Genomic DNA, 22999 nt, shown 5'->3' on the forward strand with positions numbered 1-22999 from the left:
ACCCAAAGGATTCGGTCCCGAAAACCCCAAAACCCATGAATACCAACCGCAGTATCCTCCTGCGCGCGGCACTCCGTACTCTGGCCATTTCGGCCATGCCGGTTGCCGTACATGCGCAAAATGTGATTAGCCTGAACTTCACCGACGGCGGCTCCGCCCCGGGAAGTACGATCTCCGCAGGAACCCCGGGGGCGATCCCGATCGCCGCCAGCCGCTGGACAAACCTCGACAGCACGAATGGCGACGGCACCGTCGCCAGCTTGATCGATAACACCGGCGCCGCGACAACTACCGGCATCAACTGGATCTCCGCTAACACTTGGCGGAGCGGCGGCACGACCGTTAACGGCAATGGCCAGCTCACCAAGGGCTATCTCGATGATGGCAGCGGTGGCTGCCAGATCACGCTCTCCGGTATCCCCTATCTTTCCTACAATGCCTACATCATCGTCGGCACCGACCAAGGCGGCGGCACCCAAGGCACGGCCAACTACCGGCCCGTCCGCGTCAATGGCATCCCTTGGAGCCACAATGATACTGCCACGGTCCAAGCAGATGCAAACTGGACCGGCCAGAACTGGACCGACGGCACCAGCCTGGTGGAAGGCCAGAATTACCTGAAGGTCCCGAATCTGGGCGGACTCACGCTTTCCATCACCGGCGGTAATAACAGCGGCGGTGCCCGTGGCCCCATCGCAGGCCTCCAGATTGAGAACTCCTACACCGGGCTCTTCTCCTATTGGGATATCAATGGAACCACTGCGGGAGCAGGCGGTGCCGCACCGGCTGGCACTTGGAGCAATAGCGCCACGAACTGGAACTCGAATGCGGATGGCACCGGCGTCACGGCCGGCTGGGCAGGAGCAGGACACACCGCCGTCTTCGCGGCAGGTGCTGATGCCACCGGGAGCTATACCGTGAACATCTCCGGCACCCAGACCGCGGATGCCGTGATTACTGAACAAGGTAACATTACCTTGAGTGGCGGCGGCCTGAATCTCGCTGCACCCGCAGTGCTGCGCGCGGGCACCGGAGCCAGCCTGACGATCAATACCGCCCTCTCCGGCACGAATGGCGTGGTGCTCGAAGGAGCTTCCGACATCAGCGTATCGGGTGCCCACACGGTGAGCGGTGCGGCAGTCGTATCCGTTCCCTCGCTGATCCTGAACAGCGGCACCAGCTTCCCTTCGCTGGGTGGCCTGGTGGTTGGCAACAATGTGACGATGATCGCGGACACCTCCAGTCTCACGACCACCGGCGCGATGTCCGCCGGCAATGGCGCGCAGATCAATTCCGCAGGCACCACCTTGGCTATCGGAGGCAATATCAACTTCACCGGTTCCGGCTACTCCGGATCCGGCGCCTCCACCATGACGGGACGGGGCCTCTTCATGAACCAAGGAGTGGTTGATTCCTCGGTGGCCCTGACCAATACCTCTGCCATCACCCTCACCGGTGCCGGCACGGCCCAGGCGAACTTGGAATTCAATGGCGGCTCGGTGAGCCTGCTCGATTCCTCGAAGATCACCACCGACCGCTTCGTGAACCGCGGCAATGCACGCCCGCACACGCTGACGATCGGCGGCAGCTCGCAGATCAACGTCACCGATGACCTGATCTTCGGCGACAACACGAACGCCGCCATCACCATCAACCAGACCGGAGGATCGGTCACCAACATCGGCACCACCAACAACCCTGGCGGCAATGACATGTCGAACCGCTGGGGCCACTGGGGCGGTGGCACCACCGTTTACAATCTGAGCGGCGGCACCCTGAACCTCACCGGAGCTCCCCTCTACCTCACATGGGATGGTCCTGCCACCCTGACGGTGAGCGATACGGGCATCGCGAACCTGAGAGGTATCGACATGGGCTTCGGCGGAAGAACCCAGGCCTCCACCATCAATCTGAACACCGGCGCACGCATCAATATCGGCGCGGCCGGCATCACAACCGGCGGGACTGCCAACAAGGTGATCAACCTGAACGGCGGCACCCTCGGCTCCTTGGCCACATGGACCGGCACCGTCCCCATGAACGTGCTGGCTGCTACCACGTTTGACACTACGGGCGGCAGCATGCAGCTGAATGGAGCTCTAACCGGAACCGGCACCCTGACGATCCAAGGCGGCGGGACGGTCGGCCTCGCGGGTGTGAATACCTACACCGGAGCCACCACCGTCACGGGCAATAGCCGCGTGCTCTTCGGTCAAGGGGGTGCGAACGCCTCCACCGTCACCGTCCAATCCGGATCCAGCTTCGGCGCAGGATCCCTGACGACTCCGGGTATCGGTGCCGCCAATAATGTGGTCTCCGAAAATGGCGGGGGCTCGAACTTCCGCGTCGGGCCGGTGAACTCCGACATGGTGGACCTGCTCAATCTGAACGTGACGGGCACCCACACCTTGACCGTCACACCGACGGGACAGATCGCGCCAAACACGGTCTTCACCGTGATCGACTACGCGGCTCTCTCCGGTGCGGGCTATGCGGGCATCAATGTGGTTTCCTCCACACCCCGCGCGGTCGTCACCAAGGAAGCCGACAATGGCTCCACCATCGACGTCAAGGTCGTGTCCTTCGACGCCGTGGCGTGGAAAGGCAATCACCCCACAACCCCGAACTTGTGGGACCTGAACACGACGCAGAACTGGCAGACCACCGCGACCAACGTCGCGACCACCTTCCAGCAAAACGATATCCTCATCTTCGACGACACCGCCGCGACGGGGAACATCACGCTGGCTGGCACCTTGTCGCCGGCTTCCATGGAGTTCAATAACTCGACGTTACCTTACGTGCTCTCCGGCAGTGGCACCCTGGCCGGAAACGCGAACCTCACCAAGAATGGCACCGCCTTGCTCGAGCTTGGCAATGCCAGCAATACCTACACCGGCACCACCACCATCACTGATGGCATCCTGCGGATCGGCAATGGCACCACCGGTGCCCTGCCCGCAGGCGGAGTCCTGGTGATGGATGGCGGTGAAGTGCAGGTGAATACCGCAGCCGGAAGCACCTTCGCCAATCCGGTAACGATGAATGCGGGCACGCTGGCCTTCAAGGGCACCGGCGATCTCGCCTTCGATGCTCCGATTACCAACGGCCTCGGGAACCTGTTCTTCGACCGTGCGGGAACCGTGCTGCGCAGCGCGCAGACCCCGATCACCGGCACCTTGATCGTGAACTCGGGAACCTTCGCCTTCGATGGCACGCAGACCCAGAATTTCCTGCCGGCGAACAAGCTGGTGACGGTAAATCCTGGAGCCACCTTCGAGCACCGGGGCCTGAACGCTTTCCCCACCGCGGCCAATGGCATCGATGTGGAAGCCACGGATGCCACGGTGCGCTTCATCTCCGGTGGCAGTGTTGCCAGCGGGGCGGAGACCCAGAGCCATGCTCACCTTCGTAACCTAACGATGTCCGGCTCCACGCTGGAACTCGGTTACTTCGGAACCGGTGCCGCCTACAACGAGGAGAGCTTCCAGCTCAATGGCGTGCTCGGCATCACCGGCACCACTCCATCGGTGGTGAATACCCTGGCAGGAGCCACGCCCGCCACCTCGGGCATCGCGCTCATCGCGGGCAGCACCATCGATGTGCCGGACGTGACCGGCTCGCCGGCCGCTGACTTCACCATCAATGCCGAACTCGAAACCAGCGATGCCAATGCAGGATCCCTGCTCAAGTCCGGCACCGGCACCTTGGTGCTGAACAATGCCAACACCTACCCCGGCGCCACCACAGTGCCGGAAGGCACGCTGATCGTGAATGGCTCGCTGGCAGGCGGGGCGGTGACGATCGATCCCGGTGCCACCTTGGGCGGCAGCGGCGTGATCGGCGGTCAAGTGACCATCTCCGCGGGCGCCACCGTGGCACCCGGTGCTTCTGCGGGCGACCTCACGACGGGAACCGCCTTCCTGACCGGCACCTACGCATGTGAAATCGATGGGACGAATGCCGATACTCTGGTGGTAAACGGTGATCTGGACCTCACCGGCTCCACATTGAATATTACGACGCTGGGCGGAGGCACTACCCTCGGCACCTACGTCATCGCCAGCTACACCGGCACCCTCACCGGCACATTCGACACCGTCACCGGCGTGCCCAGCGGCTATTCGCTGAATTACAATGCCGTGGCGAAGCGGATCGAGATCACCAATGGCACCGATGCCTACGGATCTTGGGAGGCTGCCAATGGCATCACCGGAGCGGGTGGGAATGCGGATTCCGACAACGATGGCATCTCGAACGCCATTGAATTCGTGATCGGCGGTGATCCATCAGGACCGGGCTCCGACTCGAACTCGAAGAAGCCGACCAGCACCGTGGACGCGACCTACCTGAATGTGACCTTCCGTCGCACGCAGGAGTCGCTCTCCTACGATCCGGGAATTGAGTACGGAAACGACCTGAGTGGATGGGCTCCGGCACAGAACGGGGTGGACGGGGTCATTATCACCGTGACGCCGAACATCGAACCCGGCGTGGACAGCGTGTTCGTGAAGATCCCTCGAGCCCTTGCCGAGGACGATAAGTTCTTCGCCCGCTTGAAGGTGACGGTCCCATGACCCTTCCCTGATAGCTGACAGAAATCATTCGCGATCGCGCCGCTGGAACTTCCGGCGGCGCGATTGATTTTTTCGGCAGAACTACGCGATGACGGGGTTCCGGAGGCGGGAGCGCTTGGTAGAGTCCCTCCCATGCAAGCCGTTTACGGGTGGCTTGCGGTGTTGTAAGGAATTTTGTCAGGATTCCTAGTCACGGGCGTCGGAGACTTCTCACCTCCGGCGCTCGCTGGCCCCCGCGGATTTCCCAACGGAACGCGATGAGGGAATCACTCTCCCCGGCGCTGCCTGGCCTTTACCAGTCCACGTTCTGACCGCGGGTATCGATGTGGGTGAAGCCGCTGTAACGGCCCACTCCTCCACGGAAAAGGTTCCGCGAACGCAGGCTCCGGGCTGTCTGGGCCACGGTGGATGGGCTGGAGGCGAAGGTCACGTCGATGGCGACATTCACCTGATGATAGGAGCCGCTCTTTGCACCCGGGCAGGTGGCATTGTAGGAAGGCGAACGGTAGGCGGAGATGATCTCGTCGACCGGCTGTCCGAGTTCCATGGCCACCCGGTCGATGACCCGCAGTGTGGGAGCCATCTGGCGCCACATGGTACGCGGCGGCAGGGTATTCCAGATCGAGCCATGCTTCTTCGCGTGGGCCTCGATCACTTGCTTCGGCGTCAGGCGCTGCAGGCGCAGGCTGGCTAGGAAAGCATTGTAGTCCTTGAGATTCGGACCTTGGCGGGCCACCCACTCCGTAGGCAGTTCACGGAGATCCATGGCCGCCGTGGAAGAGGCGGAATTCACAATCACACGCGGAGTGGTCGATTTCCGCGAGAAAAAGGCGGCGGCCGGCGTATTCGATCCAAGCAGGGCTAGGGCACCGAGGCCAAGAGTGCCGAGGGCACCGCGACGCGACTGTAGGGCGAGGTTCCGGGTTTCCCCGGAGGCTTTTGGCTGGGACATGTAGTGAGGGTTCGGGCTGGCTGGGAGGAGGCGGCAGGAGCAAGCCCCGTGCCGCTGTGACGTGTTTCGGAAAGTGCCGGACCACCCGGCAAATTCGCGGTGGAGAAAAGCAAGGTCAGCGGGAGCCGCAAGGATTTTCGACCGAATCGACTAACGGTTAGGACATTCCGCCGATTTCACCCCCTGCTTCCGAAAAGCAAAAGCTTGGGTAGCGCCGTCAGCTAAGGCGGTTATCTATATTTGATCGGGAATTTTCCCGGTTGGAACCCCCACCCCCCGAGCTATGAAGAAATCCCTCGTCTGGGTCGGCATAGCCGCCCTGCTCATTCCCGCCTCGGCTCTCATCGAGCTGCGCGCGCAATCCTCCGTCCCCCCGGAGGTCTCGAAGGTCACCTTCCCCTATGGGTTGGAGTGTGTGATCACCTTGGATCGGAACACCTTGAATCTCGACCAGACAAACGCCGCTCCTCCCCCGGGCACCTCCGGCTTCTATAGCGACTGGACCGCCCGGGGAGAGCTTATCTACCTCAATGATGAGTGGTGCGTGCTAAGAGACGGCACCTACGAAAACTGGATTCCCAGGAATAAGATCCTGATGATCCGCGCCTCGCGCTGACCCCCTCGCGGCTCAAGTGATGCCGGATTCCGTCCCGCCGGAATCCGGCTTCTTCCTTTCGGGCCTCCCGCTTTCCACGGCGTTTGAAATGGTCTGGTTAGATCCCTGCCTCTTCCGCTCCCCGGGTGAATGACTCCCCTCTGGACAGTCCGGTTCACAAGGGCCAAGCTCGGCCACACGCATGCGTCTCTCCGACCGCTACATCGGGCGCCAGATTCTCTTTGGCACGCTCTTTGCCATTGTCCTTCTGAGCACCATCCTTGTGATGGGGAGCCTGTTCCAGAGCCTGCGCATGCTGATCGTGGATTTCGGCGCTCCGCTTTCCATCATTCTCGAGTTCCTGCTGGCGACGATTCCCTTCTCCCTGATCTACACTGTCCCTTGGGCTTTCTTGTCAGCGGTACTGCTGGTTTTCGGCCGCATGTCCTCGGACAATGAGCTGATCGGCTTCCGGGTGGCCGGCCTCAGTCTGAAGCGCCTCTCGCTTCCCGTGTTCGTGATCGGGGCGGTCCTTTCCGCGCTTTGCCTCTGGCTGAACCTTGAGGTGGCCCCGCAGGCGAAGGCCAATGTAAAGAACATCTCGCTCCGGGCTTTCTTCACCGACCCGCAACGGATCCTCAGCGCCGCAGCGGAAAAGGACGGGCTGGAACGGCTCGAGAAGAGCGCGGGCAACGTGCGTGCCTACATCGACAAGTCCGACGGCTCGCTGATGGAAGGCATGCACCTCTTCCAGATTCCGAAGCCGGGAGACAAGAACGAGGGACGAAATACCTATGTCCACGCGATGAAGGCAGAGGCCGTCATCGACAACGTGAAGAAGGAATTCCGCTTCCATCTCTACGACGCTTTGTTCGAGACGGTGGACAAGGAAGGCCTGCCAAAAATCGCCCTCGCCCGTGAGGCCGTTCCGGTGGTGCTACCTTTCACCCCGGCACCGCAAAAGCAGGACCCGGCAACCATGGGGAATGCGCAGATCAAGGACTTCATCCGCAACATCGATACCAATCTGCCCTCGTTCAAGGACAAGCCCGATCTCAAGAACACCGTCATCTCCCGCTACAATGCGGAGGTCCAGCGGCGCTACGCTTCGTCCTTCGCCTGCATCGCCTTCGCCTTCATCGGCGTGCCACTGGGCGTGAAAGCCCGGCGCAAGGACACCTCCACCGGGCTCATCATCAGCCTCCTCATCGGCGGGGCCTATTTCATCTGCGGGATGCTGGGAGGAAAGACGCCGAATGGAGTCGTGATCGCCAATTGGGCTCCAAATGTGGTATGCGTGATTCTGGGACTCTACCTGCTGCGCCGCGCCCGCTTCCGGTAAGATCCAGGAGAACCGATGATCCCGCATTTCCATCCGCGCCGCATTCTCCGCCGAACGACGGAGTTCTTCCGCGGCGGAAAGCTGGATCCCTTCCCCATTCTCCACACGCTGCGAAAGTATGATCGCGAGAAGTTCCGAGCGGACGGGAAGGCGGCGCTGAATGTATCCCTCCTCGATATCCCGCAGGGCATCGCCTACGCGGCCATCGCCGAACTGCCGATCGTCTTCGGCATCGCGTGTTCCGCCACGGCCTCGCTGATCGCTCCGCTCTTCGCGGGCTCCCGGCACACGATTCTGGGGCCAACGAATGCGACGGCTTTCATGCTCTTCGGCTTTTTCGCCATGGAGCCGGCCTTGGCCGTCCGGGAAACCCAGCTCGTGCCGCTGCTGGTGATGATGGTCGGGATCTTCTGCCTCCTCGGTTCGATCCTCCGGCTGGCGGACCTGCTGCAGTATATCTCCCGCTCCGTGCTGGTAGGCTACGTCTCCGGTGCCGCGGTGCTGATCATGACGAACCAGATGAAGCACCTGTTGGGCGTGGCTTACGAGGTGGACGTCCTGCGGCCCCGGACCTTCGTAGGCTTGGTGGAAGCCTTGGTCCTTTCCCTGCCCCATGCGATCTGGCCGCCGATGGTGATCGGTGCGGTGACCTTCGTAATCTTCACCGTGCTGCGAAAATGGAAGCCGCGCTGGCCAAACCTGGCGATTACCCTGGTGGCAGTGTCGGCAGTCTTCGGAACCCTCGCCCATCAGAAAGGCAGCCCCTTCGAACAGGTCGCGCGCTTCCGCACCTTCAGCCCGGAGGACCTGATGCCTTCCCTGCCCTCGCTCGCCTACTCGGGCGTCTTCGAGGATATCGCCGCGCTCCTGGGGGTGGCACTGGCCATCGGCTTCCTAGCTTGCCTGGAAAACACCCTGATGGCGAAGACCATCGCTTCCCGCTCGGGCGACCGCGCCGACGTAAACCAGGACATGTTCGCCGTGGGTGCCGCGAACCTCGCCTCAGCCATCGCCGGCGGCATGCCGGCTTCCGGCTCGCTGCTGAGATCGACGTTGAATTTCAACTCGGGCGCACGCACGCGGATGTCGTCGATCTACTCAGGGCTGCTGGTTCTCTCCGCCGCGCTGATCATCGCGTGGCTCCCCCGCTACGGCGGAATCGCGCTCATCGACTACGTGCCGAAGGCCGCGCTCGCCGCACTCATCATCGGCATCGCACTCGCGCTGATCAACCGGCATAATATCCGGATCTGTGCCCGCTCCACGCCAGACGATGCGGCGGTGCTGGTGACAACCTTCATCGCCACGCTGATCGCTCCGCTTCACTTGGCGATCTTCATCGGCGTGGCGCTTTCCGTGAGCCTTTTCCTGCGCAAGGCCAGCCGCCCCCACCTCGTCGAATATGAGTTCAACGACGCCGGTGAACTGCGGCAGATGGGTGAGAAACGCCAGCGCCCGAACCCCGCGATCTCGATCGTTCACGTCGAGGGCGACCTTTTCTTCGGCGCAGCGGAACTGTTCCGCACCCAGATTCAGCGCACCGCTGCAGATGCCTCGCTGAAGATCATGATCCTGCGCTTGAAAAACGCGCGCCATCTCGACGCCACCTCGGTGCTGGCGCTGGAGGACTTGATCAAGTTCATGCGCGCGAACGATCGCCACGTGCTGATCTCCGGGGCCACACGTGATGTCTACCGCGTCTTGAAGAATTCCGGTGTGCTCGAAACCATCCAGCAAGGCGCCGATCGAAAGGCAGGCCAGAGCAATATTTTCCTCAACCGCCCGAGCAACCCGAACCTCTCCACGCGGGATGCGTTGAAGCGTGCTCAACAATTGCTCGGCGGCGAGAAAGCGGACATCCGGATCTTCTACGATCCGGCGAAGAAATAGACCTTCCTACTTGTCCTCCGAGATGAAGCGGTAGACGAAGGCACCAAGGACCGCACCGATGATCGGAGCCACCCAGAAGAGCCAAAGCTGCTGAAGAGCCCAGCCACCGGCAAATACCGCCACCGCCGTGCTGCGGGCCGGATTCACCGAAGTATTCGTAACCGGGATGCTGATGAGGTGGATCAAGGTAAGCCCCAGGCCGATCGCAATCGGCGCGAAGCCCTGCGGTGCCCGCTTGTCCGTGGCCCCCAGGATGATGATCAGGAACATCATCGTCATCACGATCTCGGTCACGAGACCCGCCACCATCGAATACTTGTCCGGAGAATGTTCGGCATAGCCGTTCGAAGCAAACCCGCCCGCCAGACTGAACCCGGCCTTCCCGGATGCGATGAGATACAGCACGGCAGCACCAGCAATACCACCCGCGACTTGCGCACCAATATAGGGCAGCAGCTTCGAAGACGGAAAGCGTCCGCCCAGCATCAAGCCGATCGAAACGGCGGGATTCAGGTGGCATCCGGAAATGTGGCCGATGGCGTAGGCCATGGTCAGCACGGTCAGGCCGAAGGCGAAGGCCACCCCGACAAAGCCGATCCCTAGCTCGGGATAACCGGCGGCAAGCACGGCACTCCCGCAACCGCCAAGAACCAGCCAGAAGGTTCCGAAAAATTCAGCAGCGTACTGTTTCATATATCACATGCGCATGTGTTTGAGTTGGAGACGACGACTGCCAACCGGCCCTCCGGCAGGAGCAGGGCCGGGCATAAAACAGCACCGGCTCGCTCCAAATCCGGCTTTATGCGCCGATTGACACCATCGCGCGTATAATCAGGCCGGCGCTATGGATCAAGAACAAAGGGGAAGCATTCCCGTTAGAAGAAGGTCACTATCCGAAGACTTCCAAGGGCCGATAGAGTTCGTTAGAGCACCCCGGACAGTTATGCGAACGAAAGCCCGCGCCGGCACCCACCGGGGTCTCCGATATTCTTCGTTCCGCGGCAGTAGAACCTCATTCCAGCATGGGCGAAACTACGCGCCCATGCCTTCCACATCCGCTTGTTCCTCTTCACAAAGCCCTTCACCGGCAAAACCGCCGGAATCTTTCAACTGCCAGCTAGCGCGCCGGACAGGGCCCGCCTGTTATTTTTTCTCTTTTAACAGGTGGAACAGGCGTGAAATTCCAGAGGTCCCCGGTATCCGCAGGGCGCGAAGCCAGCCCCGGTTTCGAGTCAACGCCCCCCTTCATCCATGGCGTGCACGCTCACCCCATGCTCTAGGCAGAGCTTGAAGACCGTGTCGCGCTCCAGCACCAGGGTCTTGTTCGCCTCCACGGTGATCGCCTTCACCCCGGCCTCGACGCAGGTCTGGATGGTCAGGGGACCGACCACCGGCACATCGAAGCGAAAGTCTTGGTTCGGCTTGGAGACCTTTACCAGCATCACGTCCTTGCCGTGGCCCAGTTCACCGCCGCGCTTGATGCAAGCATTGGTGCCCTCGAAAGCCTCGACCGCCAGCACCGTGCCATGACGGACCACCACGGTCTGACCGATGTCGAGACGGCTGGTCTCCTTCGCCATGCGGAAACCGAACGCGGCATCCTCAAGCTGGCGCTTCTTCATCACCGGCCCGCAAACGTGCCCGGCTGGCGGCAAGAGGTCTTCCAGAAAGGTGGTGGCAGGCAGCAGGCGAATCCCGTCCTTCTCCAGTTCGTCCGCGATGCCGCCGAACAGCGATTCCGCATTCCGCTCCTTGAGCCGTGCCAGCAACATCAGCGTCCGCAGGTCCGGCCGCAGGTCGAAGAGATTCTTCGGCGCGATCTGGCCAACCATGATGGCCTCCTTCGCCTTCTGGGACTTGAAAAACTTGATCAGCTTTCCGAGCTGCCCGACGCGAAACCAATCGGCCGCGTCCACAAGCTCGAGGAATTCCGGCTTCGTTTCCCCTTGGAAGGCCGCGGCCACAAGCTTCACCTCCGGGGATTTCGCCCGGGCCGCGCGCGCGAAGGTTTCCGGGTAAACCCCGTTGCCCGCGATGATGCCGATGATCCGTTGTTCCGCCATGCCTCGAAATCCGGACAGGCCATGCCTTTCGCTGCGCCTCGCCGGTGGCGGAATCCTCACGATTGCCGGAGGATGCGGCTAGCCGAAAAAATCCCCGCTGACTCAAATCGCTCCTCCTCAATATTCGCAGCGCACCTGGAAATCCGCATAGCCGTTCGCATTCCAATCCACCACCCGGACCCGGAATTCCTCCCCCAGATCCTGGTTCAGATCCACCGCGATGCCGTTCACATACACGCCGTCCCCCGCTTGCTTCGGAGCCCGGTACTCCGGCGTCACCCGCTGGATCACATTGCCTCCCGCATCGCTCACAATCACCCGGAAATGCTCGGCGGAGGCGGAATCGTAGTCCGGTCGCTGCCAATTCACCATCAGTCGCGCCTTCACTTCCATCGCTCCGAGGATCTCGGCGATCTCGTCCTCCCGATAAAGCTCCACTCTCAGCTTCACCGCCCTCTCGTTCTTCACTTCTGCCTGCGACTGCAGCCGGATCTCGAGTCCCTCTCCCTCGGCAGGCGCCACGACAAATGCCTTTGGCAATTTCACTGGCGGAGGAGTTTGCTTCGCCTGCTCCTTCTCCCGTGCGGCCCTCAGCATCGCCTCGAGTTCGGCATACTTTCGTGCCTTCGCCTTTTCATAGGCCGCGGCCTTCTCGGCATCGAGGTCGTGCCTGCTTCGGACTTCCTCGGGCAAGCTCGCCACCGGCAATTTCGCCGTGCCCGTGGAATGTCGGATCGAAAGCCCGTCCGGCTCCACCTTCGTCACGCTCACCTCGTGGAATGTCCGGCCATCGGTCGTCGTCAGATCTTCCGATTTCACGTAACCACAGGTCAGCAGGGCCACGGCGCTCAGGTAACCAAACGGCTTAGCCAAAGAGGTGCGATTCGCGTGCATGCCGCTTTGGAGCGGATATACGGGAAAAGTATTCAACCCGAAGTCATTCTCCGGGGAAAAAGAAAGTACCGGCTGTGGGACTCGAACCCACACTCGTTAGAACTCGATTTTGAGTCGAGCGCGTCTACCAATTCCGCCAAGCCGGCTTGGGGTGTGCGCGGGGTTTTAATGGCTCCCGGGGATCGGAGGCAAGGGTGAATCCAAGCTTTCCGAAAAGGTGCCTCGCCCCGGTGAGCCCGGATTCTCCCCCCAGATCACCCAAGCTCTGGCCCGGGACGAAGCATAGGAACTATCGCAAGTCTTGGGGGCGGGGCAACACCGATCCATGCCGATGGCGGGTTTCCGAGATCGCCTGCTCCCGGAAAAACCCCGGAAGTTCAATCTTTCCCGACGAAACCGGCGCGTGCCGCACGAGACGGACACCCGCTTCAACGGCGGCAGCTGCAAGCTCCGGACCCGGTGAAGGCGCGCGCAGGATACCGGCACGGGTCGAGGCCAGGCGGCGGGCCAGATCGGACTCGCTTTCCCGGCGCAGAAGAACCCCGGAAACGGAGCAAGCCCGGTCGACCGGAACCGAAACCTCCACCGCAACCCCTGCTGCCGCTGCGGCCAGGATCATGCGGGCCAGCTCGGTATCGCTGGTGCTCTCGTTCGCGCGGATCACACCATGATCAAAACGACGGTAGCGGAAGAGGTTGCTTTCACACTCGAGCGCGGAGGGATCATGAACCGCACCGAACTCGTGCTCTATCCACCAGGCATCGCTCCCGGCAGCCGCATTGAGCTCGGCAGCATCCACTCCCGGCAGGGCGATGAAGATCGATTTGAGCAGATCGATGATCGGTCCGGAAAGCGGGGCCCGGAAATGAGGCGCCCTGTCGTTCTTCCAGGTCGCGAAGAGCGCCACGTAATTCGGGCCACCCGCCTTGGCACCCGGGCCGAAACAAGAGCGCTTCCAGCCACCAAACGGCTGGCGCTGGACAATGGCTCCCGTGATCGGGCGATTGATGTAGGCATTGCCCACTTCCACTTGCTCACGCCATTGGTCGAGTTCGGCCGGATCGAGCGAATGAATCCCGCCGGTGAGGCCGAATTGGGAATCATTCTGGATGCGGATCGCGTGCTTGAGATGATCCGCACGGATCAAGCCGAGCACCGGCCCGAAGCACTCGGTGCGGCGATACCAGCCGTCCGGCGCCACACCCAGCTTGATGCCCGGCGACCACAGGCAAGGATTGCCATCGACCATCTGCGGCTCGAGCAACCATTCTTCGCCGGGATCCAGCGTCGTCAGCGCACGCTGCAGGGCATCTCCGGGCTCTCGGATCACCGGCGTGGCAATCGAATCGTATTCCCAAGACGGGCCAACCTTCAGCGAAGCCGCGGCATCGCGGAGTTGGCGGCGGAAACCGGGGTCATCATAGACCTCCGCCTCGACGATCGCGAGCGAGGCTGCGGAGCACTTCTGCCCGGAATGACCGAAGGCGCTCTTCACCAGATCCTTCACCGCGAGGTCGGGATCAGCCGCCGCGGTGATCACCAGCGAGTTCTTCCCGGAGGTCTCGGCAAAGAGGCGCATCTGCGGGTTCCAGGACAGGAACATCCGCGCCGTTTCATAAGCACCGGTCAGCACCACGGCCCCAATCCGAAGATCGGTCACAAGGGAGCGTCCGATCTCATTGTCCGGACAGGGCAGGAACTGGAGTACCTCCCGCGGAATACCGGCGTCCCAAAGGGCATTCACCATCACCCACGCGGTGAGCACTGTCTCCGGGGCTGGCTTCAGGATCACTGTGTTCCCGGCAACCAGCGCGGCGAGGATGCCGCCGCAGGGAATTGCATAAGGGAAATTCCAAGGCGGAGTTACCAGCACCGTGCCCAGCGGCTCGGAAGAAAGGCCATCGAAGTCCTCGTCCTTGGAAAAACTGCGCGCATAGTAATCGGCAAAGTCGATCGCCTCACTCAACTCGGCATCCGCTTCCATCACGGACTTGCCGGCATCCAACACCATGGCCGCGATCGCTTCGCGGCGGTTGGCGGCGATGGATGCGGCAGCCTTGCAGAGCAGTTCACCCCTTCCCTGCCACCCGAGATCCTTCCACACGGAGCGGGCATCCACCGCGGCGACCAGCGCCTGCTCCACTTGTTCCGGACCCGCAAGCGCATGGCGATAAGCGACGATACCGGGACGGGAGGGATCATTCCCGGCTTCTTCCGCAGACCCGTTCACTGTCTGGCCTGCAATCTGAAGCGGCACGAAGGCAGGAGGCGCGTTGCGAAGCTCATCCACACGGCCGCGGATCCAGCGAACATTGTGAGTCAGCGACCAATCGGTGTCGGCTTCGTTGTGGAAAGGTGCATCAAGCGCATGAGGCTCACGGAATTCATTGGTGCGATCTTGCACACGCTGCGGACCGGCGAAGACCGTCTCCATCAGCGCACAGGCATTCAGGAAGCGCTCCTTCTGGCGCTCCCACGCCGCATCTCCCGGCTGCATGCCGAAGAGATCGTGCAAGAAATTCTCCGGGGATGTATTCTCATCCAGACGGCGGACGAGATAGGCGATCGCACTGTGGAAGTCCTCGCGCTTCACCACCGGCGCATACAGCAGCAGGCCCTTCGCGGCATCGCGCACAGTACGCGCTTGATGGTTCGCCATGCCTTCCAGCATCTCGAATTCCACGTGGTCCTCCACGGCTTCCCGGGCGCGGAGCAGCAGGCCGTAGGCGATGTCGAAAAGATTGTGGCTGGCTACGCCGAGACGCACCGCGCGGGCATTCTCCGGACGACAGCCTTCGTGAAGCATGCGCTTGAAGTTCGCATCCACCTCCACTTTCGAGCGATAGGGAGCGAGCGGCCAATCATGGATCTCGGAATCCACCTTTTCCATCGCAAGGTTCGCGCCCTTCACAATGCGGATCTTGATTCCCGCCCCTCCTGCATCGACACGGTTGAGAGCCCAAGCATTGAGTTCCTTCTGCACCGGCCACGCATCGGGCAAGTAGGCTTGGAGCACGATACCCGCTTCCAGCTTGTGGAATTCCGGTTCGTCCAGCACTTCGCGAAAAGCAGCGCAAGTCAGGCGCAGGTCGCGATACTCCTCCATGTCCAGGTTCACGAACTTCGCGCCGCCATCCGCCCGCCGATGCTGCACGGCCGCGCGATAGAGCACGCGCAGGCGATCCTTGATCGCGACCAAAGTTTCATCGAGCGCGACCAGATGAATCTGGCTGAAGATCGCGGAGATCTTCACCGAGATGTAATCTGTCTCCGGATCCGCGAGACGCGCGAGGTTCGAATCAAGACGATGCCGCGCCTCTTCTTCACCGAGTACCGCTTCGCCGAGTTGGTTCAGGTTCATGCGCATCCCTGCCTCGCGGCGACGGATCAGGTGCTTGCGAAGCTTCTCTTCTTCCGCAGGCAAAATGACGGACGAGCTCTCCTGACGCATCTTCTCCGCGACCAGCGGCATGACCACGTCCGGCACCGCAGCGGAGGCGATCTCGCCGGCCCGCATGGCGACGCGCGCTCCGAGCGGCAGATACTGCGGCACTCCATAATCATCGATGAGATCGCGGAAGCGCTTCGCTTCGCGAGCCGCCGTCGGCGGGCGGAACACTTGATCGGCCATCGCGAAGGTGAAGGCCTTGCCCGCCGCATCGTGCATCATCGCGGCCATCTGGCGGGCTTGCATCTTCTCGCCCCAGCGCTGGCCGCGGGTTGCTTCGCGCAAAAGTTCGGCAGCCAGTTCAACGGCCTCCGCCGGAAGCGCGGCGTCGGACGGTCGGAATTGGCGGCAACGATCGATGCGGTCGCAAACACTAGTCATACCCGTCACTTTAGCACCCCCGTCTTGACCGATTCGACCAAAGGCCACGGCGTCGGGGGCAAATTGCGGGGTTTTCACAACAAATGAAAAAGGCCTACCTAGATGAATAGACAGGTAGTCCGCGGGCACAATCCATGGAATATTTTGCCCTGAGCCCACCGTATAGGGGCGACAACCCAAGCCTGCATTTTCCGTCACGATGCGATTGCCTCTTTATCCGATCTTCGCGCTGGGAAGCGTCCTCATCCCTCAAGCCCACGCCGAATCCACGGCGCCGGGAGAGGGCGAGCTGTCATTCAACGACGCCATCCAGCCGCTGCTTTCCGAAGCCTGCTATCACTGCCACGGACCGGACAGCGGCACCCGCGAACCGAAGGATGATCCCCTGCGGCTGGATCGGAAGGAGTTTGCCTTCAAGCCACGCGCCAATGGGAAATCGGTGATGATTCCCGGCAAGCCCGAGGAGTCCGAGCTGATCAAGGTGATCCGCAGCATGGACCCTGAGGTGAAGATGCCGCCGCCGAAGGCCCACCGTCAGCTCAAGCCGGATGAGATCGCATTGCTGGAGCGCTGGGTGAAACAAGGTGCGAAGTATGAGGAACACTGGTCCTTCATCCCGCCCGCCAAGAAAACGCTACCCCAAGAAGCCGACGACAAGTGGTCGCGCAATCCGATCGATCATTTCATCCTGCACAAGCTGAAGCAGACCGGACTCTCCCCCGCCGGGGCAGAAGACCCGCGCACGTTGATCCGCCGGGCAACGCTGGACCTTACCGGCCTTTTACCGGATCCCGCCGATGTCGAAACTTTCGCTGCGGACCCGAGCGATGCTGCCTATGAAGCTTATCTCGACAAGCTGCTGGCATCCCCGCGCTATGCCGAGCACCGGGCCCGCTACTGGCTGGACTACGTGCGCTACTCCGACACGCACGGCCTGCATTTCGATAACCTGCGCTCTATCTGGCCTTATCGCGACTACCTGATTCGCGCCTTTCAGAACAACAAGCCCTTTGACCGCTTCCTGACCGAACAGCTCGCAGGCGATCTTCTGCCCGCGGCAAGCGTCGATGAAATGGTGGCTACGGGCTATATCCGCGCGAACGTTTCCACCAACGAAGGCGGAACGATCCCCGAGGAGGTGCTGGTGAACAATACGCGCGACCGGACCGAAGCCTTCGGTGCCACCTTCCTGGGACTAACAGTGGGCTGCTCCGCCTGCCACGACCACAAGTTCGATCCGACCTCGCAGAAGGATTTCTACAGCCTGTCCGCGTTCTTCAACAACACCGCGGAGAAATCGTGGGATGAGAACATCCAGGATCCTCCACCGGTGCTGCGGCTGCCCGGCAACGACAAGATGCCGGAACTCGAGCGGGCGGTGGCCATGCGCCAGGAACCCGCCGAGAAGTACGAGAAGCTCCGTACCGAAGCTGCCACGCAGTTTGCCGAGCAGGAAGCCGCGGGCTTGAAAGCCCAGCCGGTCTCCGAAGACGGGCTGAAAGTTCATTTCCGCTTCGACGAAGGGAAAGGCGACGTCGTCAAGAACAGCGCTCCGGGAGCAAACCCGGCAACCTACACGGTGGATACCAATCCTCTGGTGTGGGGCGAAGATGCGTGGCTCTGGCCTTCCATGCGGATGGACATCAGCAGCCGCCTGCCGCTGCCCGACCAAGGTGACTTCGAAGCAAACGAGCCTTTCTCCCTCGCCTTCTGGACGATGGCCCGACTGAAGGTGGCAAACATCGACACGGGCATGGGCGGCATCGTTTCCCGCATGGGTGATAGCGCCCGCAATTCCCACCGCGGCTGGGATCTCTTCTGCGATGGCAGCAAGTTCGTGATCCACATCATCCACCAGTGGCCGCAATATGCGATCCGCGTGGAGAGCGAGCCCTTCGCACGCGGACAGTGGCGCCACGTTGGCTTCACCTACGATGGTTCGTCGAAGGCCTCCGGCGTGACTCTCTACGTCGATGGCAAGCCGGTGCCGCTAAAGATCACCAACGATACCCTGCAGCCGGGCCAGACCATCCGCACGGATGCCCGCATGCACATTGGTCGCCGCGAAGATGAGCAGCCGTTGCGCGAAACCCGCTTTCAGGATCTGAGGCTCTACTCGAGGGCTCTAAGTGCTGAAGAATTTACCCGCCTGCCCTTCGAGGACGTTGCATCGCAGATCATCGCCCGTGAACCGGACCCGGCGAAGTGGAGCGAAGACGAGAAGTTCGTGGTTCTGGATCGCTGGTATCTCGGGTCGAAGAACGAGGAAGCCCGGCGCTTGCGTGGTGAACTGGACCGGATCGACGGAGAGATCGCAAAGGTCGGCGAAGGCGGCACCCCTACCCTGATCGCCCGCGAGAAGCCGACGCCGGCGACCGCTGCAGTGCTGGATCGCGGTGTCTATAGTGCCCGCAAGGAGCGGGTCTTCGCAGCCACGCCTTCTTTCCTTCCTCCAATCGCCAATGGCGAGCCTCACAACCGCCTCGGCTTGGCTCACTGGCTCTTGCAACCGGATCATCCCCTGCTCGCCCGCGTCACGGTGAACCGCATGTGGCAGGAGCTTTTCGGCACCGGCATCGTGGAAACCACGGATGACTTCGGCATCATGGGTTCGCGCCCCAGTCACCAGGAACTCCTCGATTGGCTCGCGGTGGATTTCCGCGAATCCGGTTGGGACATGCGCCGCCTTTACAAGCTGATGCTGACCTCCGCCACTTACCGGCAGAGCACGGCAACTACCCCGGACAAGCTGGCGAAGGACGACAAGAACCGCCTGCTTTCCCGTGCCCCCCGTTTCCGCATGGATGCCGAGGTGCTCCGCGATAGCGCGCTGCAAGCTTCCGGCCTGCTGGTTGAGAAGACCGGTGGTCCGCCAGTGAAGCCCTATCAGCCGACGGGTGTGTGGGAAGCCGTGTCGATGCCGGAATCGAATACCAAGCAGTATGAGCCTGACAAGGGTGAGAACCTCTATCGCCGCTCGATGTATTCCTTCTGGAAGCGCTTCGCCCCGCCGCCGTCGTTGGAGACCTTCGATGCGCAGGCACGTGAGGTGGTGTGCACACGACGCGCACGCACCAATACACCTCTCCAGGCGCTGGTGACGATGAACGATCCGCAATTCGTGGAAGCTGCCCGCAAGCTGGCGGAACGTGCGCTCAAGGGTGCGGCGGACGACAAGGCACGCATCGATCTCATGTCCCGTGTCACTCTTGGACGTAGCCTGAGCGCCGAAGAAATACCTGCTTTCGAAAAGAGCCTCGGGCGATTCCGCAGCCACTTCAGCGCCCACGCGGAAGATGCCACGGCCCTCCTTAGCACCGGCGATTCACCGGCCGATGCCACCCTCGCCCCAGCTGACATCGCCACGTGGACGATGGTCGCCAACCAATTCCTGAACCTCGACGAGTACGTCACAAAATGAAGCCGTTCCACTCCATGCATCCGTGCTCCGATTTCTCGGGCGAAGGTCCGTCCGTTCTGGATCTGCCCGTTCCCACGGCGCTCAAGCAGCAGTGGCTGGAACTCGCCACGCGCCGCCAGTTCCTCGGACGATCCGGCAAGGCGCTCGCTTGGGCGGGACTCGCCAAGCTCATGTCCGGAAATGCGATGGCATCGTCCGGGGATCCGGGTGTGCTGTTACCGCATTTCGCGCCGAAGGCAAAACGGGCGATCTATCTCTTCATGGCGGGAGCGCCGTCTCAGTTCGAAACCTGGGACTACAAGCCGGAGCTGATCAAGCGCTTCGACCAGGATCTCCCGGAGTCGGTGCGCGGTGGCCAGGTTCTGACAGGCATGACTGCCTCGCAAACCCGCTTCCCGATCGCGCCGAGCGTCTTCAATTTCCAGCAACACGGCGAGGCCGGCCACTGGTGCAGCGAGCTCTTCCCGCACACGGCGAAGGTCTCCGATGAATTTGCGGTGATGAAGTCACTGCACACCGATGCGATCAATCACGAGCCTGCGATCCTACTGGCGAACTCCGGCAACATGGTGCCCGGCAAGGCATCGATCGGTTCGTGGATCTCCTACGGACTCGGCTCGATGAATGAGGACCTGCCCACCTTCGTGGTGCTGACTTCGAAGCTCCCGCTTTTCACGAACATCCAGGCGCTGTCCTCCCGCCTTTGGTCCTCCGGCTTCCTTTCCCCGGAACACGCCGGTGTCGCGCTTCGCTCCGGCGGGGATCCTGTGATTCACCTCTCCAATCCGAAAGGCGTCAGCCGCGAGCTGCGCCGCGCGATGATCGACGGCGTGAATGACATGAACCGCCAGCTCCACGATCGCATCGGGGATCCGGAAACGAACGCACGCATCGCGCAGTACGAGATGGCCTTCCGCATGCAGGCCTCGGTCCCGGAGCTTACCGACCTCTCCGACGAACCGGAATCGATCTGGGAAATGTACGGCCCGAAGGCGAAGGAGCCCGGCACCTATGCCTACAATTGCCTCATGGCCCGACGCATGGCGGAGCGCGGAGTACGTTTCACCCAGATCTTCCACCGCGGCTGGGACACCCACGGCGATCTCCCAAACCGCATGAAGATCCTCTGCGAGGACATCGACCGTCCCACCGCCGCCTTGATCGCCGACCTCAAGCAGCGTGGCCTGCTGGATGACACGCTGGTCGTCTGGGGCGGTGAGTTCGGACGCACCGTTTATTCGCAAGGTGGCCTCTCGAAGGAAAACTATGGCCGAGACCACCACCCGCGCTGTTTCTCGATGTGGATGGCCGGTGGCGGCGTGAAGCCGGGCTCCGTATATGGAGAGACTGACGAATTCTCCTACAACATCGCCAAGGACCCGATGCACATCCGCGACCTAAACGCGACCATCCTGCACCTGCTCGGAATCGACCACGAGAAGCTCACCTTCAAGTTCCAAGGCCTGGAGCAGAAGCTGACCGGCGTGGAACCCGCGAAGGTGGTGAAGGAGATCTTGGCTTAGAAGGGACATCTTCGGTCTTCACAGGCCCTTCGCACCTCTCCAGAGTCGCCAGCATCATGAGATGTGTGATGCTGGCAGCACTGGCATGCTGCGGAACGATGAGAGCGGAGGACAGGGTTACGCTGCCTGATCTGCTGTCCCGGATTCCTGTAACAGCCGCAGAGAGCAAGGGCATGGTTGAAACCGAGCAAGACCTCGCCCGGCTGATTTCATCTTACCGGACAGAGGCTGCCGACTCACTGATCCCCATGTTGGCATCAGACAACGAAGAGATCGTCCAGTTGGTCCAATATTGCATTCTGGAGCTGCCTTCCGGAAGCCTGCTTGATCGCCACCTTCCAGCCTTGATGGAAGCCTGTCGCAAGGACCGGGGCTGGCTTCCCTCGGCGATCGCCGATATCAAGGGCGAGGCTTCGGTGGCCTTCCTTGTGCAGGAGTTCCGACGTTCTCCCGAACTGGGAGCCCAAATCGACAACGCCATCGAGCATAGGAGCCCCGAATCGCTTCCTCTATTGATTCGTGAGCTTGCGGCAGCGGACGAAAGCGAGACCGAGTTCCTTGACGCCCTGCCTCAGCTCTTCAAGCAGTTGGGAGAGAAGGCAAAGCCGGCAGCGCCCCTTCTGCTTGGGATAGCACGTCAGGAAGAAGCTCCGATCTTCCGAAGGAATCGAGCAATCCAGTGCCTCGGAGCCATCGGACCTTCTGCTAAGGATACCCTCCCGGAATTGGAAGCTTTGGCTCTTCGCGAACCGGAAAACTTTGAGGTGGCGGTGCAAGAAGCTATCATCGGTTCCAGAACCGAAAGAGCTGCCAAAGAGCTTCTTCGTGTTGCTTTAGCCAAGGTCCGACACAAAGGTGAACTGCGTATCCTTCGTAACATTGCCCTCATGGGAGAAGAGGCTGCGGTGATCGGTGACGAACTGGCAGAATTGCTTGACGACCCCAACGCCAACGTCCGGCTAGGCGCAAGTCGAACCCTCGGCTTTACCGGACGTTTGGATCTCTGGCCACATTTGGCGAGGGCCCTCAAGGATTCCGATTGGCGGGTGGCTTTCTCAGCCTGCGTATCACTCGGGCAACTGAAAGCAAAGGGAGCCGACGTCTCATTGGAAAATCTCGGCAAGCAGCATTGGTATCCCCGGGTTCGCCACGCCGCGAGCTACGCCCGCTCTCTCATCCAAGGAAAGGAACCCTCACAAGAGGACGTCCGTCACGTGGGAGGAGAGGCCTCAATTTTCTTCCTCTATGAGCAAGAAGATCTCTCGTTGCTCCCCCTTAAAGAAAGCCAACCCGCGTTTCCACCGTTGCCAAAGCGGGAATTCATCATCTGGGGCGGCTCGGGTTCCGATAACATCATCGAAGGATCTTTCAGAGCAAAGCATCCGGAATTGCATGCGGCCATCTCCACCCTGCCGGAATCGAGAAGGGGTGGAGATCTTACCATACTTACAGGCATCCTCGAAAAGGAGGGCGTGAACTTCGTCGCTCTCCGAGCGGGCGAGTGGGTCGGCGGCCTATTCGCAGTCGACAAAATGGGAAAAGCTTCTCTTCTGATCGATGAAAATATCATGGAGCTTCTCGATTGGAACGGCAGGATCGTCGCTCTTGGCGGGCTCTCTCACATGGGCATGGACCATGGCTCTCTCTATGAGGTGACGATGGAAGACGGGAAAGCAGCCGCGAAACTTCTTCGTGCCTTGCCCGGCTGTCCTTGGAGAGGGGCCATCCTCCCGGACGGACGTCTTTTCGCAAACTGTGAAGGAGGCGCAGTGGCCATATCTTCGGACAATACCATCACTTACCTTGGTAGTGGCGACGGACGCCCGGAGGAATAACTCGTTGCAAGAAGACTTCCTGTCGCATCGATCCGAGAAGCCCGCTGAACTCGCGTAGGGCTTTTTTGCCACCGCATT

The 22999-nt window shown here is 61.3% G+C and carries 12 protein-coding genes and 1 tRNA gene; 7 read left to right on the forward strand and 6 right to left on the reverse strand.

Translation table 11 applies throughout. The annotated features are described in order from the left end of the window. Positions 1-35 precede the first annotated feature (35 nt). On the forward strand, positions 36-4577 hold the full coding sequence (locus HHL09_RS03270; RefSeq protein WP_169453058.1) for a beta strand repeat-containing protein: 4542 nt from the start codon (positions 36-38) through the stop codon (positions 4575-4577). A 292-nt stretch (positions 4578-4869) separates the two neighbouring features. Here the strand turns inward: HHL09_RS03270 and HHL09_RS03275 are convergent, their stop codons facing one another. Continuing rightward, complete coding sequence (locus HHL09_RS03275) at positions 4870-5529, reverse strand: YcbK family protein (RefSeq protein ID WP_169453059.1); 660 nt, start codon at positions 5527-5529, stop codon at positions 4870-4872. A 283-nt stretch (positions 5530-5812) separates the two neighbouring features. Here HHL09_RS03275 and HHL09_RS03280 point away from each other — a divergent pair, with 283 nt between their 5' ends. The 3 genes from HHL09_RS03280 (at position 5813) to HHL09_RS03290 (ending at position 9356) form a co-directional block, all read left to right on the forward strand. Beyond that, entirely contained in the window at positions 5813-6145 is a 333-nt protein-coding gene (locus tag HHL09_RS03280; RefSeq protein ID WP_169453060.1) for a hypothetical protein, read from the forward strand. Positions 6146-6326: 181 nt separating this feature from the next. Next, a complete protein-coding gene (locus HHL09_RS03285; protein WP_169453061.1) occupies positions 6327-7466 on the forward strand; it encodes an LptF/LptG family permease in 1140 nt (379 codons plus the stop codon). A gap of 15 nt (positions 7467-7481) precedes the next feature. Next, positions 7482-9356 carry a SulP family inorganic anion transporter gene (locus HHL09_RS03290; RefSeq protein ID WP_169453062.1) on the forward strand — a complete coding sequence of 625 codons (1875 nt, stop codon included), beginning with the start codon at positions 7482-7484 and terminating at the stop codon, positions 9354-9356. A 6-nt stretch (positions 9357-9362) separates the two neighbouring features. Here HHL09_RS03290 and aqpZ read toward each other — a convergent pair whose 3' ends face one another. From aqpZ to HHL09_RS03315, 5 genes are all read right to left on the reverse strand, one after another. Then, a complete protein-coding gene (gene aqpZ / locus HHL09_RS03295; protein ID WP_169453063.1) occupies positions 9363-10049 on the reverse strand; it encodes an aquaporin Z in 687 nt (228 codons plus the stop codon). Positions 10050-10588: 539 nt separating this feature from the next. After that, a complete protein-coding gene (locus HHL09_RS03300) occupies positions 10589-11419 on the reverse strand; it encodes an LpxI family protein (protein WP_169453064.1) in 831 nt (276 codons plus the stop codon). A gap of 117 nt (positions 11420-11536) precedes the next feature. Further along, positions 11537-12313: a hypothetical protein gene (locus HHL09_RS03305; RefSeq protein ID WP_169453065.1), complete on the reverse strand. Its 777-nt coding sequence runs from the start codon at positions 12311-12313 to the stop codon at positions 11537-11539. 66 nt (positions 12314-12379) lie between these two features. Continuing rightward, a tRNA-Leu gene (locus HHL09_RS03310) sits at positions 12380-12459 on the reverse strand. A gap of 143 nt (positions 12460-12602) precedes the next feature. After that, a complete protein-coding gene (locus HHL09_RS03315) occupies positions 12603-16142 on the reverse strand; it encodes a proline dehydrogenase family protein (protein WP_169453066.1) in 3540 nt (1179 codons plus the stop codon). Between the two features lie 199 nt (positions 16143-16341). On the opposite strand from HHL09_RS03315, the gene HHL09_RS03320 reads away from it, so the two are divergent. The 3 genes from HHL09_RS03320 (at position 16342) to HHL09_RS03330 (ending at position 22921) form a co-directional block, all read left to right on the forward strand. Further along, the gene (locus HHL09_RS03320; RefSeq protein WP_169453067.1) at positions 16342-19563 is read left to right on the forward strand and encodes a DUF1553 domain-containing protein; all 3222 of its coding nucleotides are present in this window, start codon (positions 16342-16344) and stop codon (positions 19561-19563) included. A 14-nt stretch (positions 19564-19577) separates the two neighbouring features. After that, positions 19578-21086 carry a DUF1501 domain-containing protein gene (locus tag HHL09_RS03325; RefSeq protein WP_169453068.1) on the forward strand — a complete coding sequence of 503 codons (1509 nt, stop codon included), beginning with the start codon at positions 19578-19580 and terminating at the stop codon, positions 21084-21086. Positions 21087-21811: 725 nt separating this feature from the next. Then, positions 21812-22921, forward strand: coding sequence for a HEAT repeat domain-containing protein (locus HHL09_RS03330; protein WP_169453069.1), 1110 nt, complete (start codon positions 21812-21814; stop codon positions 22919-22921). Positions 22922-22999 lie beyond the last annotated feature (78 nt).

This window comes from Luteolibacter luteus (genome assembly GCF_012913485.1).
GTDB lineage: Bacteria > Verrucomicrobiota > Verrucomicrobiia > Verrucomicrobiales > Akkermansiaceae > Haloferula > Haloferula lutea.

Bases quoted from the DNA above. Each gene is read 5' to 3' on its own strand.
- HHL09_RS03270 (WP_169453058.1), top strand. From the start codon at position 36: ATGAATACCAACCGCAGTATCCTCCTGCGCGCGGCACTCCGTACTCTG.
- HHL09_RS03275 (WP_169453059.1), bottom strand. From the start codon at position 5,529: ATGTCCCAGCCAAAAGCCTCCGGGGAAACCCGGAACCTCGCCCTACAG.
- HHL09_RS03280 (WP_169453060.1), top strand. From the start codon at position 5,813: ATGAAGAAATCCCTCGTCTGGGTCGGCATAGCCGCCCTGCTCATTCCC.
- HHL09_RS03285 (WP_169453061.1), top strand. From the start codon at position 6,327: ATGCGTCTCTCCGACCGCTACATCGGGCGCCAGATTCTCTTTGGCACG.
- HHL09_RS03290 (WP_169453062.1), top strand. From the start codon at position 7,482: ATGATCCCGCATTTCCATCCGCGCCGCATTCTCCGCCGAACGACGGAG.
- aqpZ (WP_169453063.1), bottom strand. From the start codon at position 10,049: ATGAAACAGTACGCTGCTGAATTTTTCGGAACCTTCTGGCTGGTTCTT.
- HHL09_RS03300 (WP_169453064.1), bottom strand. From the start codon at position 11,419: ATGGCGGAACAACGGATCATCGGCATCATCGCGGGCAACGGGGTTTAC.
- HHL09_RS03305 (WP_169453065.1), bottom strand. From the start codon at position 12,313: ATGCACGCGAATCGCACCTCTTTGGCTAAGCCGTTTGGTTACCTGAGC.
- HHL09_RS03315 (WP_169453066.1), bottom strand. From the start codon at position 16,142: ATGACTAGTGTTTGCGACCGCATCGATCGTTGCCGCCAATTCCGACCG.
- HHL09_RS03320 (WP_169453067.1), top strand. From the start codon at position 16,342: ATGCGATTGCCTCTTTATCCGATCTTCGCGCTGGGAAGCGTCCTCATC.
- HHL09_RS03325 (WP_169453068.1), top strand. From the start codon at position 19,578: ATGCATCCGTGCTCCGATTTCTCGGGCGAAGGTCCGTCCGTTCTGGAT.